General features: G+C 39.1%; 16 protein-coding genes. 15 read left to right on the plus strand and 1 reads right to left on the minus strand.

Annotated elements, in window-relative coordinates; genetic code table 11:
- Window positions 1–6: 6 nt before the first annotated feature.
- The 13 genes from flgL (at window position 7) to ABVJ71_RS13375 (ending at window position 12,661) form a co-directional block, all read left to right on the plus strand.
- Complete coding sequence (gene flgL, locus ABVJ71_RS13315; protein WP_353854441.1) at window positions 7–918, plus strand: flagellar hook-associated protein FlgL; 912 nt, start codon at window positions 7–9, stop codon at window positions 916–918.
- Window positions 919–964: 46 nt separating this feature from the next.
- Window positions 965–1,525, plus strand: a complete 561-nt coding sequence (locus ABVJ71_RS13320) for a DUF6470 family protein (RefSeq protein WP_353854442.1) — start codon at window positions 965–967, stop codon at window positions 1,523–1,525.
- 45 nt (window positions 1,526–1,570) lie between these two features.
- Complete coding sequence (fliW, locus tag ABVJ71_RS13325) at window positions 1,571–2,005, plus strand: flagellar assembly protein FliW (RefSeq protein WP_353854443.1); 435 nt, start codon at window positions 1,571–1,573, stop codon at window positions 2,003–2,005.
- Window positions 1,999–2,223 carry a carbon storage regulator CsrA gene (gene csrA / locus ABVJ71_RS13330; RefSeq protein WP_353854444.1) on the plus strand — a complete coding sequence of 75 codons (225 nt, stop codon included), beginning with the start codon at window positions 1,999–2,001 and terminating at the stop codon, window positions 2,221–2,223. The genes fliW and csrA overlap by 7 nt, the downstream gene beginning before the upstream one ends.
- 169 nt (window positions 2,224–2,392) lie before the next feature.
- Window positions 2,393–2,734, plus strand: coding sequence for a flagellar protein FlaG (gene flaG / locus ABVJ71_RS13335; protein ID WP_353854445.1), 342 nt, complete (start codon window positions 2,393–2,395; stop codon window positions 2,732–2,734).
- Between the two features lie 20 nt (window positions 2,735–2,754).
- The gene (locus tag ABVJ71_RS13340) at window positions 2,755–4,266 is read left to right on the plus strand and encodes a flagellar hook-associated protein 2 (RefSeq protein WP_353854446.1); all 1,512 of its coding nucleotides are present in this window, start codon (window positions 2,755–2,757) and stop codon (window positions 4,264–4,266) included.
- A gap of 18 nt (window positions 4,267–4,284) precedes the next feature.
- Entirely contained in the window at window positions 4,285–4,689 is a 405-nt protein-coding gene (gene fliS, locus ABVJ71_RS13345) for a flagellar export chaperone FliS (RefSeq protein ID WP_353854447.1), read from the plus strand.
- The gene (locus tag ABVJ71_RS13350; RefSeq protein WP_353854448.1) at window positions 4,686–5,027 is read left to right on the plus strand and encodes a flagellar protein FliT; all 342 of its coding nucleotides are present in this window, start codon (window positions 4,686–4,688) and stop codon (window positions 5,025–5,027) included. Before fliS ends, ABVJ71_RS13350 begins: the two co-directional genes overlap by 4 nt.
- A 13-nt stretch (window positions 5,028–5,040) precedes the next feature.
- Window positions 5,041–5,421, plus strand: coding sequence for a hypothetical protein (locus ABVJ71_RS13355; protein WP_353854449.1), 381 nt, complete (start codon window positions 5,041–5,043; stop codon window positions 5,419–5,421).
- An 864-nt stretch (window positions 5,422–6,285) separates the two neighbouring features.
- Window positions 6,286–6,849, plus strand: coding sequence for a ribosome-associated translation inhibitor RaiA (raiA, locus tag ABVJ71_RS13360; RefSeq protein WP_353854450.1), 564 nt, complete (start codon window positions 6,286–6,288; stop codon window positions 6,847–6,849).
- Between the two features lie 199 nt (window positions 6,850–7,048).
- A complete protein-coding gene (gene secA / locus ABVJ71_RS13365) occupies window positions 7,049–9,574 on the plus strand; it encodes a preprotein translocase subunit SecA (protein ID WP_353854451.1) in 2,526 nt (841 codons plus the stop codon).
- Window positions 9,575–9,641: 67 nt separating this feature from the next.
- Window positions 9,642–10,743, plus strand: a protein-coding gene (gene prfB, locus ABVJ71_RS13370) for a peptide chain release factor 2 (protein ID WP_353854452.1) whose coding sequence is annotated in 2 segments (ribosomal slippage) — window positions 9,642–9,713 and window positions 9,715–10,743 — 1,101 coding nt in all. Because the reading frame shifts where the segments join, the coding sequence is not laid out codon by codon here.
- Between the two features lie 124 nt (window positions 10,744–10,867).
- Window positions 10,868–12,661: a M3 family oligoendopeptidase gene (locus tag ABVJ71_RS13375; protein WP_353854453.1), complete on the plus strand. Its 1,794-nt coding sequence runs from the start codon at window positions 10,868–10,870 to the stop codon at window positions 12,659–12,661.
- A gap of 27 nt (window positions 12,662–12,688) precedes the next feature.
- Here ABVJ71_RS13375 and ABVJ71_RS13380 read toward each other — a convergent pair whose 3' ends face one another.
- On the minus strand, window positions 12,689–13,423 hold the full coding sequence (locus ABVJ71_RS13380; protein ID WP_353854454.1) for an alpha/beta fold hydrolase: 735 nt from the start codon (window positions 13,421–13,423) through the stop codon (window positions 12,689–12,691).
- 190 nt (window positions 13,424–13,613) lie between these two features.
- Between ABVJ71_RS13380 and ABVJ71_RS13385 the strand changes: the two genes are divergently transcribed.
- The gene (locus ABVJ71_RS13385; RefSeq protein ID WP_353854455.1) at window positions 13,614–14,462 is read left to right on the plus strand and encodes a YitT family protein; all 849 of its coding nucleotides are present in this window, start codon (window positions 13,614–13,616) and stop codon (window positions 14,460–14,462) included.
- A gap of 48 nt (window positions 14,463–14,510) precedes the next feature.
- A complete protein-coding gene (cccB, locus tag ABVJ71_RS13390; RefSeq protein ID WP_353854456.1) occupies window positions 14,511–14,840 on the plus strand; it encodes a cytochrome c551 in 330 nt (109 codons plus the stop codon).
- Window positions 14,841–14,872: the final 32 nt, after the last annotated feature.

Raw genomic sequence — 14,872 nt, forward strand, 5'->3', positions numbered from 1 at the left:
TAACTGATGCGAGTTACGCAGGGTATGATTTCTCAAAACTCACTTCGCAATATTAGTAAAAGTTATGAACGTCTTTCTCAAATAAATGAACAAGCACAATCAGGAAAACGTTTCACGAAAACGTCGGATGATCCCGTTGCGGCAGTGAAAAGTCTTCAATATAGTACGGCCCTTTTTCGAAATGAACAATATAAGAATAATTTAAACGAGGCTCGAAACTGGATTGATACATCAGAAACAAGTGTTACTGAAATCATTGATATTATGTCAGATGTTCGAGACAAAGTAATTGATGCGACTAACGGGACAAAGCAGCCTGAAGACTTAGCGGCAATCGGAGTGGAAATTGGTCAGATGAAGAAACAAATCATTGATGCAATGAACACTCAGATGTTAGGTAAGTATGTATTTAATGGAACAAACACAAATGTAAAACCTGTTGTGGAAAATGCGGACGGTACGTATACTTTTAACTTTGAAAATTATACGGAAGCAAATGCAGTGAAGTCTAACATTTCAGATGGTATTACTTTGAATGTGAACTCAAATCCACTTTCAGCGTTTGGTGGAAAGTCTGCAAGTGGTCAAAATGTCATCGAAATGCTGAATGACCTAGAAAACTCATTGAAAAATGGAACATTTACTAATTCAGATGGGGCACTTGGGGATATCGACCAGTTTAAAGAGGTCATGAGTGCGGAGCGTTCAGATCTTGGATCTAGATCCAATCGTATTGACTTAGTGGGCAGTCGTTTGACTTCACAATACGAAGTGCTGAAAAATGCGAAATCAGATAATGAAGATGTTGAAAGTGAAAAAGCCATTATTGATCTTTTACAACAAGAAGTTGTGAATAGAGCTGCTTTAGCAACGACAGCTAAGGTGATTCAGCCGTCGCTTGTCGATTTCTTAAGATAATAAAAAGCATCCTTTGGGTGCTTTTTTGCATCATGGAGGTGAACATATGCAAATTCCTAGATTGTTAATGCAACAAAAATATGCAAAGCTGCAAATGTCGACAACGCCTTCTAGACAGGTAATAGAACAGCCAAGAGCGGACCTTGAAATTGAGCAACCTAAGGCAGTGATGAATATCACAAGAACACCATCAAAATTAACAATTGATCAATCAGAAGCATTTGCAGATATGGACTTAAAGTCGATTTTTAGGCGCTCCGAGGAGTGGGCGGCAGAGGGGAAACGTGCCGTTGGAGAAGGAATGGGAAGAAGAGCGGAAGAGGGAAGCGAACTCATTAAAATTGAGGATGGTGGTAATGCAATTGCTGAATTTGCCAAAATCAATGGAGGCCCTTCCGCAAAAGAATTCACGATTGGTGTCATTCCTTCATTCTTTAGTGTCAAAGTGAATTATCAGCCTTCTGAGCTTCAAATTGACATTGAGCCGCAAAAAGCTGTGATTGAGGCAACGCCACATAAACCTATCGTTACCTACTATCCAGGTAAATTAAATATTGATATGTTACAATACCCTGAATTGAAAATAGAAGTTGACGATACGGGTTAAAATGGTGATAAGGTATAGTTAAGAAAATGAAAAAGGTCGTGAATTATGATCATTCAAACAAAATATCATGGTGAAGTGACAATTAAAGAGGAGCAGATCATCACCTTCTCTAATGGGATACCAGGATTTCTAGATCAAAAGCAATTTGTTATTTTACCTTTATCAGAAGAATCTCCCTTTTTAGTTCTCCAATCATTAAAAAACGCAGAATTGGGTTTTATTGTAAGCAGTCCATTTTTATTCTTCAATCAATACGAATTTGATATAGAAGAATCTGTTGTTGACATACTTGGTATTGAAGATGCAAATGATGTTGAAGTGATGGTCATCTTAACAATGGAATCTTCTATTGAGAAAACGACAGCCAATTTAAGAGCACCTATTATTGTAAACCTGAAAAATATGAAAGCCAAACAGGTGATTTTACATGATTCAGCCTATCATACAAAACACTTGTTAGAGGTGGCTTCATCATGTTAGTCCTGTCTCGTAAATTAAATCAGTCGATTCAAATAGGCGATGATATTGAAGTTAAGATTATTTCAATTGAAGGAGATCAAGTGAAGATCGGAATTGATGCTCCTAAGCATATTGATATTCACAGAAAAGAAATTTATCTATCCATCCAAGAAGAGAATAGTCGCGCTGCAAGCTTGTCATCAGAGCTTCTATCTCAATTATCCTCACAAAAAAAGTGAGGATTTTTTTATCTAATCATTCACTCCTTTCCCGTAGAAAAGCTTTCAATGTGCTTTTTTCTTTCAGCTTCAATTTATATGAAACATTAACAAATCGGCTCATCTATATTTAATTTAAAAATTCAAAGCCGATATAAAAGGTAGATTAAAGCACAGGAGCTGAATAACTATGTCTGTTGGTAAGTTGACACCGCTAGCTTCAATTATCGATGCATATCATACCCGCCTTTCTAATAATCAAAATGACACTGTAAACGCAGATTTACAAGAAAATGGCAGTGCGGTTTCAAAGGAGGAAATTGATAAAACGATTCAAGGAGCAAACAAGCTCATTGAACCTACTCAGTTCCATCTTCAATTTGAATTACATGAAAAGCTTAATGAATATTATGTCAAAGTAGTGGATAACCAAACAGATGAAGTCATTAGAGAAATTCCTTCCAAAGAATGGCTTGATTTTTATGCGGCTATGACAGAAATTGTCGGATTATTTGTAGATAAAAGAATGTAAATGAAAGGAGAACATACACAATGGTCAATCGAATTACCGGATTTTCAAATGTGTTTGATATTGACGAGATCGTGTCAAAGTTGATGAAAACCGAACAAGCTCCGCTTGATAAAATGACACGTCAGAAACAGACACTAGAATGGCAAAGAGACAGCTATCGCGAGATTAATTCAAAAGTCAAAGAATTAGATGACTTGATTAACAGTTTAGCCCTCACGCGTCCAAGTACATATGGCGCAAAAAAAGTGTCAAGCTCCAATGAATCTGCTGTGACAGCGACTGGAACGACAAATGCTACCTCTGGCATGATTCATGTGACTCAGCTTGCGACAGCTTCCGTTTTCAAATCGTCTGGAATATCTGGATTTACTCCAGCAAACGGTACTTTTACTTTCGAAGTGACTACACCAGATTCAACCAAACCAACAACGGTGACGATCAACACGTCAGAAACTGATACACTTGATACGATTGTATCAAAATTGAATAACTCACAACTTGGTGTGACGGCTTATAAAGGTCAAATCTCTGATGGGACAAACTATGTGGATACCATTGCCCTTACTTCACGAACAACTGGTGAAGGTGTAAGTATTAAAGCAACTGATGGTAATTCTGCTTCATTCCTTACACAACTAGGATTTCAGGTAGATGGTGATAACAAACTTGTTGCTACGACTAAAGGACAAAAAGCTCAATACGAAATAAATGGTCTTAAAATGGAAAATAACAATAATACATTTACGCAGGCAGGCATCACATATGAGTTAAAAGGAACGACCGATCAGCCTGTTAGCTTAAACGTTTCAACAGATGTCGATACGATCTATGATAAAATGAAGCAATTTGTTGATAAGTACAACGAACTCGTTGAGCAGATCAATGGTAAAGTCAATGAAAAGAAAAATAGAGACTATCAACCATTAACGGCTGAAGAGAAAAAAGCGATGTCTGACAAGGAAATTGAGCTTTGGGAAAAAACAGCCAAGTCTGGTTTGTTACGAAGTGATTCCATTTTAAGATCGGGAACTTCTAAATTAAGAAATGACTTTTATACGGATATTAAGACTGGTGATTCAAATATTCACATTACACAAATCGGAATTACCACATCAGCAAAGTATAAAGATGGCGGAAAGCTTGAAATTAATGAAGAGAAACTAAGAAAAGCTATTGAAGAAGATCCTCAAAAGGTTAGTCAAATGTTTATCTCTGGTTCTTTAAATGTTGATTCAAAAGATCAAGACAAGGCTCAGCAGCAATATAAGGAGCAGGGAATTATTTATCGTATTAAAAATTCCTTAACGGCCTTCACGAAGAGTATCCAAACGAAAGCCGGCAGTGCATCTATGGATTTAAAGGAATACGGACTTGGCAAGGACCTTGAATCATTGACGAAACGAATGAGTGATTTCCAAGATCGCTTAAAAATTGTCGAAAATCGTTACTACACAAAGTTTAATGCCATGGATAGTGCAATTCAAAAGCTAAACAACCAATCTGGCTATCTTTCTCAACTGCTTGGACAATAAATTGGAGGTTTATAACATATGGCCATACAGAATCCTTATGCCGCCTATCAGAAAAATTCTATTGAGACCGCTACACCGGCTGAGTTGACGCTTATGCTTTATGAAGGATGCTTAAAGTTCATCAAACTAGCAAAGCACGCCATTCACCAAGAGGATGCTGAAACGAGAAACTTGAACTTGAAAAAGGCCCAAAACATCATTCAAGAATTAAATGTTACCTTAAATCGTTCTTATGATGTATCGAAGAGTATGGCGAGTATGTATGATTACATCTATCGCAGGCTCATTGATGCAAATCTTAAGAATGATGCAGAGATTCTGAGTGAAGTAGAACAATACGTGACCGATTTCCGTGATGCTTGGAAACAAGTAATTCAAACAGATCGAAAAGGTCGTCATCAATCCATCGGGGGTTCTCTATGAATATTGTTGATCAACTTCACGGACAAACATTAAAAATGGCTGCTGAAATAGAATCAAATCCACAGAGCGAAACATTGGTTGAAGACTTTGACGCCTTTTTAATTGAAAGAGACGAATTGATGAGAGACATTCAGCATGAACTCTCATTACAAGAAAAAGAGAAGATCAAAGAAATCATTCAAACGGATCAAAAGATGGCGAAGCAATTAACTGAGATTCAAAAAGGGATAAAAGCAGATATCCAAGCCATTCAAAGAAAAAAATCAAAACAGATGAACTATCAAAATCCGTATCAACCAATCACTAGTGATGGCGTATACTACGATAAACGGAAATAAATAGGTGAGATTTGTGGCGTATCGTTCAGATGACTATATTTTATTAAGCACATATTATGAGCTTCTATACACCATAGAAGAGGGTCTAAAATATTTGGATGAAATGGCGAAGGATTTTGCAAAAACAGAAGGGGATCGGATTTTTAATGATCTGATCCATGCCTTCTTTCATTTAGAGACAACACATCCTCTTCTACTTTCAATTATAGAAAATGAGCATTTTGCACAGACGATTCGTTCGTTTGATCAAATTTTTTTAAGTTTCGATATACTAGCATTCTATACATTCCCTTCAAATCACTTTCAAACATTCCTTAATGCATACTTTTTACCTGAATATAGAAATTGGATGAATGACATACATGCCTGCATGAGGCCGTATGTCATTCATTAATTTTCTTTGAATTCTGATCATTTGAAGGGATTTATGAGTTTAAAAAATCAATTGTTATTTAGGTTTTGTGTATTGTTGATCAGTCTTCTAGGGAGTTTTATCTATTACAAAACAAATCAGGTTCATAAAGGTCTACTCAAGAAAGTGAAGTTGTATCAGACACCACTAGCATTAAAGTGCTATTGCAAAAATCGGAAGCCCAAATGAAGACGTATGTTGTGGCACAAGATGGAGCAACTCTATGAAGAGATTAATAATACATTGAACAGGTCTGTGAAACATGAACAATCGGATGCAGTAGCAAAAGTGGCTTATCTCCATTAAGAATTGCAACCATGTATGCAAAATGCAGTTTAACACAAGCACCTGATGTTTCGGGTCGCTCAATTTCAGTGACTGAAAAGGCTTGAAGGTGCACCTCACATTCAGCAATTTGTGAAACAAATGGGCTCCATTAAGGAATCTGTGAATGGCGGAAAAGCTGTCAGCTACTAATCGAGCAAATTTCAGCGAGTACAGAGGAAATTTCCCAAACGATTGGTGTCATTGAAAAAGGGGCAAAACGTAACTCTGAAGAGACCGAGTACATGTCGGCGGCAGAAAAATCGCTGCGGTCAACGAAGATTTGAAAGCAATAATAGAGGATTTGAAATTTCTGTCTTCATCGCACATTTACATACGATTTGGTCTTTTTCACGCATAAATCGAATATATATTCATCAGAAGATAAGGGAAGCTGAAGCAACGCAAGATTCGACAAATTTCAATGAAAATTCACATTTAATTTACGTTTGAGCAGGAGAAAAGGAGGGTAAAGTAGAAATAAGTTTACATATCCTTAACTTAAAAGGAGGCGTTCTTTATATGAATTACAATGTCAGAGGAGAAAACATCGAAGTAACACCTGCACTAAGAGATCATGTCGAGAAAAAAATTGGAAAGCTGGAGCGTTATTTTGAGTCAGATGTTGATGCTTCAGTCAACGTGAACTTGAAGTTTTACAACGATCAAGAGTCTAAAGTGGAGGTAACCATTCCAATGACTGATCTAGCACTTCGAGCTGAAGTGCATAATGAGGATATGTACAATGCAATAGACTTAGCAGCCAGTAAATTAGAACGTCAAATTAGAAAACACAAAACAAAAGTGAACCGTAAATTCCGAGAGCAAGGTGTGAAAAAGCATTTGTTTGCTGGAGGAAATGGTGCTGCTGATGTAGCGGTTCAAGATGACGAAGAAATTGATGAAACAGAAATCGTCAGACAAAAACGTTTCAATTTAAAACCAATGGATAGCCAAGAGGCCATTCTCCAAATGAACATGCTAGGTCACAGTTTCTTTGTCTTCACAAATGCTGAGACAAATTTGACCAATGTCGTTTATCGCCGAAATGACGGCAAATATGGACTCATTGAACCAAACGCTTAAACTGCCGGTTCTGCTGATCCTAAAACAACATAAATGAAGCAAACCCGTTCCCTTAATCAGGAGCGGGTTTTTTGTCCTAAATCATTGCAAATTCTTTGGAAATCATAGAAGGTATGGTATGATAAATGAAGGTAAATATGGACCTGTCAAACTTACTGGACATGCCGAACAATAGCATGAAATAGAGGAGCGTTATTATATGCTTGGAATTTTAAACAAAGTGTTCGATCCTACGAAACGTACGATCAGTCGATATGAAAAAAAAGCAAATGAAATCGAAGCTCTCGCTCAAGATTTTGAGAAATTATCGGACGAGGCTTTACGAAATAAAACGATTGAATTTAAAGAAAGGCTAGAAAAAGGACAATCAGAGGATGACCTATTGGTTGAAGCATTTGCAACGGTTCGCGAGGCAGCTCGCCGTGTGACAGGAATGTACCCATTTAAGGTTCAGTTGATGGGTGGGATTGCGCTTCATGAAGGCAACATCTCTGAAATGAAAACAGGTGAAGGTAAAACGTTGACATCAACGATGCCTGTTTATTTAAATGCTCTTTCTGGTAAAGGCGTCCATATCGTGACAGTCAACGAATATTTGGCAAGCCGTGATGCACAGGAAATGGGCAAAATTTTTGAATTTCTAGGACTAACTGTTGGATTGAACTTAAACAGCTTAGACAAAGATGAAAAAAGAGCAGCGTATGCTGCTGATATCACGTATTCAACAAACAACGAACTGGGATTTGACTATTTACGAGATAACATGGTGCTGTACAAAGAGCAAATGGTTCAAAGGCCGCTTCATTATGCCGTCATTGATGAGGTTGACTCAATTTTAATTGATGAAGCAAGAACACCACTTATTATTTCTGGACAAGCAGCAAAATCGACAAAGCTTTATGTACAAGCGAATGCATTTGTCCGAACATTAAAAATAGAAGACGATTTCACGTATGACATTAAAACAAAAAGTGTTCAGCTCACAGAAAGCGGAATGACGAAAGCGGAAAAAGCATTTGGTATTGATAACCTGTTTGATGTGAAACATGTTGCTTTGAACCATCACATTGCTCAAGCCTTAAAGGCACATGTTGCGATGCAAAAAGATGTTGATTACGTTGTAGAAGATGGTCAAGTCGTCATTGTTGATTCATTCACAGGCCGTTTAATGAAAGGCCGTCGATACAGTGAAGGTCTACATCAAGCCATCGAAGCTAAAGAAGGCCTTGAAGTGCAGAACGAAAGCATGACACTTGCAACAATTACTTTTCAGAACTACTTCCGGATGTATGAAAAATTATCAGGTATGACAGGTACAGCAAAAACGGAAGAAGAAGAATTCCGGAACATTTATAACATGCAGGTTGTAACAATTCCGACGAATAAACCGGTTGTACGTGAAGACAGACCTGATTTAATTTATCGTACGATGGAGGGCAAATTTAAAGCGGTTGCTGAGGATGTCGCTCAGCGCTACATGACGGGTCAGCCAGTGCTTGTGGGAACAGTGGCGGTTGAAACATCTGAGCTTATTTCTAAACTGCTTAAAAATAAAGGAATTCCTCATCAAGTGCTAAACGCAAAAAACCATGAGCGTGAAGCACAAATTATTGAGGAAGCCGGTCAAAAAGGTGCCGTAACGATTGCAACGAACATGGCAGGACGTGGTACGGACATTAAGCTTGGCGAAGGTGTCAAAGAGCTCGGCGGACTTGCTGTTATTGGTACAGAGCGTCACGAATCACGCCGTATTGATAATCAGCTTCGTGGTCGTTCTGGTCGTCAAGGAGACCCGGGGGTTACACAATTCTACCTTTCACTAGAAGATGAATTAATGCGTCGATTCGGTTCAGAGCGCACAATGGCTATGCTTGATCGTTTCGGCATGGATGACTCGACACCAATTCAGAGCAAAATGGTGTCCAAGGCAGTGGAGTCTTCTCAAAAACGTGTTGAGGGGAACAACTTTGACTCTCGTAAACAGCTTTTACAATATGACGATGTGCTACGTCAACAGCGTGAGGTCATTTATAAACAGCGCTTTGAAGTCATTGATTCTGATAATCTGAAGTCAATTGTATTGAATATGATTCAGTCTTCTATTGAACGAGCGGTTGGTTCTTACACACCAAAAGATGAGCTTCCAGAAGAGTGGAAACTAGACGGTCTTGTCGAATTAATCAACACGAATTACTTAGATGAAGGTGCCATGACGGTCAAAGATATCTTCGGCAAAGAAGCGGATGAAATCACATCCTTTATCATGGATCGTATTAAAGAGAAATACGATGCGAAGGAAGAGATGTTTGGCGAAGAACAAATGCGTGAATTTGAAAAAGTGATTGTGCTTCGTGCAGTAGACTCGAAATGGATGGATCACATTGATGCAATGGATCAGTTGCGTCAAGGTATTCATTTACGTGCTTATGCACAAACAAATCCCCTTCGTGAGTATCAAATGGAAGGATTTGCGATGTTTGAACATATGATCGCTTCCATTGAAGATGATGTGGCCAAATATATACTAAAATCAGAAATTCAAAATCACCTAGAACGTGAGGAAATCGTTCAAGGTCAAACCACAGCACATCAGCCTCAGGAAGGTAATGAGGAGAAAACAGTGAAAAAGAAGCCGGTACGTAAAGTCGTTGATATCGGGCGAAATGCACCTTGTCATTGCGGAAGCGGCAAGAAATATAAAAATTGTCATGGGATGACAGAATAAGTAAGAGAAAGAGGTGAAAGCCTCTTTCTCTTCATGTCGATCACCATACATCTATGAGGTGAAAAAAATGGAATTAGTAGAAATTAGACAAGAGCTTGAAAATATGGCTAGCAGGCTAGCCGATTTTAGGGGGTCTCTTTGACCTCGAAACGAAAGAGACCAAAATAGCAGAACTCGAAGCGAAAATGTCAGAGGCTGATTTTTGGAATGATCAGCAGCAGGCGCAAGGTGTGATTAATGAAGCCAATGCACTTAAGGATGATGTGAATACCTATCATGAGCTGAGTGAATCACATGAAGAGCTGCAAATGACGCACGATTTATTAAAAGATGATTATGACGAGGAGCTTCATCAAGAGCTTGAAAAAGAGCTGAAAAATTTGACGAAGCAATTTAATGAATTCGAGTTGCAGCTTCTTCTAAGCGAGCCTTACGATAAAAACAATGCGATCCTTGAACTGCACCCTGGTGCAGGGGGAACTGAATCACAGGACTGGGGCTCTATGTTGCTAAGAATGTACACTCGCTGGGCAGAGCGCAGAGGCTTTAAAGTTGAAACGCTCGATTATCTTCCTGGTGATGAAGCAGGTATTAAGTCTGTTACATTGCTGATTAAAGGGCACAATGCTTACGGGTATTTAAAAGCAGAAAAGGGTGTGCACCGTTTGGTTCGTATTTCCCCTTTTGATTCCTCTGGTCGTAGACATACATCATTCGTTTCCTGCGATGTGATGCCAGAATTTAATGAAGAAATCGATATTGACATTCGTACGGAGGACATCAAGGTTGATACGTATCGTGCAAGCGGTGCGGGTGGTCAGCACGTCAATACAACTGACTCTGCTGTTCGTATTACTCACATTCCAACGAATGTCGTTGTGACTTGTCAAACAGAAAGATCACAAATTAAAAATAGAGAACGTGCGATGAAAATGCTGAAATCGAAACTTTATCAAAAACGTATCGAAGAACAGCAGGCGGAACTGGATGAAATTAGAGGAGAACAGAAAGAAATTGGCTGGGGTAGCCAAATCCGTTCTTATGTATTCCACCCATATTCACTCGTCAAAGACCATCGAACCAATACAGAGATGGGAAATGTACAAGCGGTGATGGATGGAGAATTAGATTTATTCATCGATGCTTATTTACGTTCGAAATTATCATAAAAACTCGGCTTCTTGCCGGGTTTTTTTGATTGTGAGAAAATATATTGAATATAAAGGAATACATACGCCATACTGATTCTATATCCTTTGTATGATGAAATGAACAAATAAAGGGGGAAATACATTGGGATTAGAACCATTAAAAGAAACGTGGGATTTAGATCATTTTTTCAAGGGCGGTAGCTCGTCACAAGAATTTATCACATATTTACAAAACATTCAGAAACTGTTAGATGAATTACGCCAAAAGGTGGAAGTCTTTCAAAAAGAAAAAACACATTTTGAAAACAAATTAGTCTCTGTCCTTGAGACTTATGAAATCACATTTAAAAAACTCTCTCAAGCAAGTTCGTTTGTTACTTGTCTACAATCTCAAAACACAAAAGACATGAAAGCCGGCAGCCTTCGGGGAGCCATTGCCAAGCTTGAAGCTGAATTGGGGACGATTCTTGCTTTGCTTGATCAATCACTTGGTGCGATACCTCAAAACGACTGGGATGAACTGATCCATTCAGCGGTCTTTTCAGATATTCGTTACATATTAAATGAACGCAGAGAGCGTGTGAAAGATCAATTACCTGTTGAACAGGAAACTTTGATTCAACAGTTATCTGTAGATGGGTATCATGCTTGGGAGGAGCTTTATTCTAGTCTAGTAAATAAAATAACCATTCCATTTGAGCAAAATGGCGAAACACAGATGATATCTGTTGGTCAGGCGGAAAATGCTATGGATGATTCAGATCGAGATGTGAGAAAGACAGTCTATCAACATCTCGAGCAAGCTTGGACGCAAGATGAACATTTATTTGCGAGCACGCTAAATCATCTAGCTGGTTTTCGTTTACAAGTGTATGAAGCAAGAGGCTGGGACCATATTTTAAAAGAGCCGCTTGATATTTGCAGAATGAAGCAGGAGACGCTTGATGCGATGTGGTCTGTGATTGAAGACCATAAACAGCCGTTCATTGATTACTTACACCGAAAAGCAGAGATGCTAGGGATCGAAAAGCTTAGCTGGTTTGATGTTGGTGCACCAATTGGAAGCGAGACGAAGAAATATTCCTATCAGGAGGCAGCTACTTTCATTATCAAACATTTTGCTGGATTTGGTCAGAAGCTCGCTGCATTTACTGAAAAAGCATTTAATGAACGTTGGATAGAAGCGGAAGATCGGGCTAATAAACGAGTAGGCGGATTTTGTACGAATTTCCCCGACAGCGGGGAATCACGCATTTTTATGACATTCTCAGGTAGCCCGTCGAATGTAGCGACATTGGCTCATGAGCTAGGTCACTCTTTCCATCAAGAAGTGATGCAGGACGTTCGTGTTCTGAACCGTAAATATGCGATGAATGTAGCTGAAACTGCGTCGACTTTCGCAGAAATGATTGTGGCAGATGCTTCATTAAAAGAGGCATCAACAGAAGGAGAGCGTCTAAGTTTATTGGAAGATAAGCTGCAACGCAGTGTGGCGTTCTTTATGAACATTCAATCACGTTTCTTATTTGAACAGCGTTTTTATGAGGAGCGTAAGCTCGGAGTGGTACCAGTTGACCGTTTGAATGAGCTCATGGTAGAAGCACAAAGGGAAGCCTTTGGTGACACATTAGGTGAATACCATCCTCATTTCTGGGCGTCTAAGTTACATTTTCATATTACAGGTGTTCCATTTTATAATTTCCCATATACATTTGGCTATATGTTCTCGTTAGGTATTTATGCCAAAGCGTTAAAGGTTGGAACAGCGTTTGAAGAGAACTATATCGCGTTATTAAAAGATACTGCTTCAATGACTGTGGAAGACTTAGCGTATAAGCATCTGGGGGTGGATTTAACAAAAAAAGCATTTTGGCAAGAAGCCATCTCTTTAGCTGTGGCAGATGCCGAGGAATTTTTAGAGATGACGGCAAAGTAAACATCAAAGAAGCTTCCATAGTTTTCATTATGGGAGCTTTTTTGATGGTTTTAACCAATCGAGCATGGTTTGAATGATTTCCTTTTGCTGTGTGATGGCTGGTATATCAGCAGGCTGGTCACCTTTTTGTTTGCCGTACATACCAAATTGAGCATGGTTTCCACCTTTTATCTCATGATAAATCGTTTGAGAAGGCAGCTTGTTTTTCGATTGATTGATCTTTTCTTGTGTGGCTAGCCCATCTTTTTCTCCTGAAATGGACAGTACTTGAAAGGATGTCTGTTTGAGTTCATCTGATGCCGGATAGGAGGCAAGAAAAAACAAGCCGTCTAGTTTGTTTTGATTTTTTTCTGCATACATTGCGGCTGCTGTGCCGCCGAGTGAATGTCCACCAATATACCAGTGTTTTATGGCTGGATGATCTTTTATGATGTCCTGCGCTTTATCTGTGTTGAAGATGGCGAAGGAAAAAGGCATGTCAGGAATAAAGACGGAATAGCCTTTTTTCATTAAAGCATTGCCTATATAGGAATACGCAAGAGGTTCAACTTTTGCACCAGGGTAAAGAATAATGCCTGCATTTCTTTTTTGAGCTTCAAATGTATAGACGCCATTTGTATGCTGAACTTGTTCGAGGCTGACTTGTTCTTTTAGCTCCTGAGATGGACTGTATGTAAAGCGGCTCCATATATAAAAAGCACCAAAAGCCAAGATGATTAGTGTGAGTAATATGATGCTGGTGATTTTCAGTATTCTTTTCATTGCATGTCCCTTCTTTCTCATGTACTTATTAAATATACCATTATTTCATGTCATTCCAACTAACGGATACGCTGATCCATCTCTGTGTTAAAGTATTAATCCATTAGCACTGTATTTGGCTGTTATTTACAATCCGAATAGGAGGGCTTAAAATAGGTGTGCATTCAAGAAGTAACGGAGGAAGAAAGACATGAAGCAGGTTCATTCTCAATTTTGGATTGAAACGAAAAATTATATGTTCATTTTAATAGGGTCGACCATTGTGGCGATTGGGTTTAATACGTTATTATTACCGAATCAAATTGCCGCCGGTGGTGTAAGCGGTATTAGTACCATTATGCAGTCTTTTGGATTTGAAGCGGCCTATGTGCAATGGGGCTTGAATATTCCACTGTTTATCGCCGGTTTTTATTTACTAGGCGGTACATTTGGAGTGAAAACTCTTGTTGGTTCTATTTTTTTACCTTTGATGGTGTTTTTAACAAGGAATATTGCGCAGGTGACACATGAAGCTCTTCTTGCGGCGATTTTTGGAGGAGTGGTGATTGGTATCGGGATTGGGCTTGTGTTCCTTGGCAATGGATCAACGGGGGGAACGGCACTTGCCGCTAAAATCATCAATAAGTATACGGGACTTTCGTTAGGCACATGTCTTGCGATGATGGATGGACTCATTGTGTTGGCCGCAATGACTGTTTTTGGGATCGAAGAAGGTCTGTATGCCGTAATTGGTGTGTTCATCTCTAGTAAAACGATTGATGTCGTTCAGGCTGGTTTTAGTCACTCAAAAATGGCGATGATTATCACAGGACACGAGGATGAGGTACGGCAGGCTGTTTTTGACCAAATCGATCGTGGTGTTACGAAGATCTCGGCAGTTGGAGGATATACAGATCATGACCGGCCTATTCTCATGTGTGTGGTTGGTCAGTCACAATTCACAAAGTTGAAACAAGTCGTCAAGGCGATTGATGCATCAGCATTTGTTATTGTAATGGACGTTAAAGAGGTTCTCGGTGAGGGTTTTAAAAGGGCGTAAACAAGGATATAATAGCGTTGACCAAATGATTGTTGGGGAGGGAAATAGATGAAAAAGAGCGGATTAGCCCTGCTATTTGCCGCAATGCTTTTTGTTCTTGCGGCTTGTGGAGGGAATTCAAGTAGCGGTGACAAAGAAGGCAGTAAGAGTGCTTCTACTGTTAGCAGTGGTGAGGAGATCTATCAGCAAAACTGTATCGGCTGCCATGGGAAAGATTTATCAGGCGGAGGCGGACCAAGCTTGAAAGAAATCGGCAAAAAGTATAATGAGAGCCAAATCGCAGATATTGCAAAGAACGGTAAAGGTTCAATGCCAAGCGGAATGGTTGATGAAAAACAAGCAAAAGAAGTTGCGAAGTGGCTCGCAAAGAAAAAATAAAATCTTTGTCTAATGGACTGAGACTGATAAAA

The sequence above is a fragment of the Bacillus sp. Bos-x628 genome (assembly GCF_040500475.1).
In the GTDB taxonomy this organism is placed as follows: Bacteria; Bacillota; Bacilli; order Bacillales; family Bacillaceae; genus Bacillus; species Bacillus maqinnsis.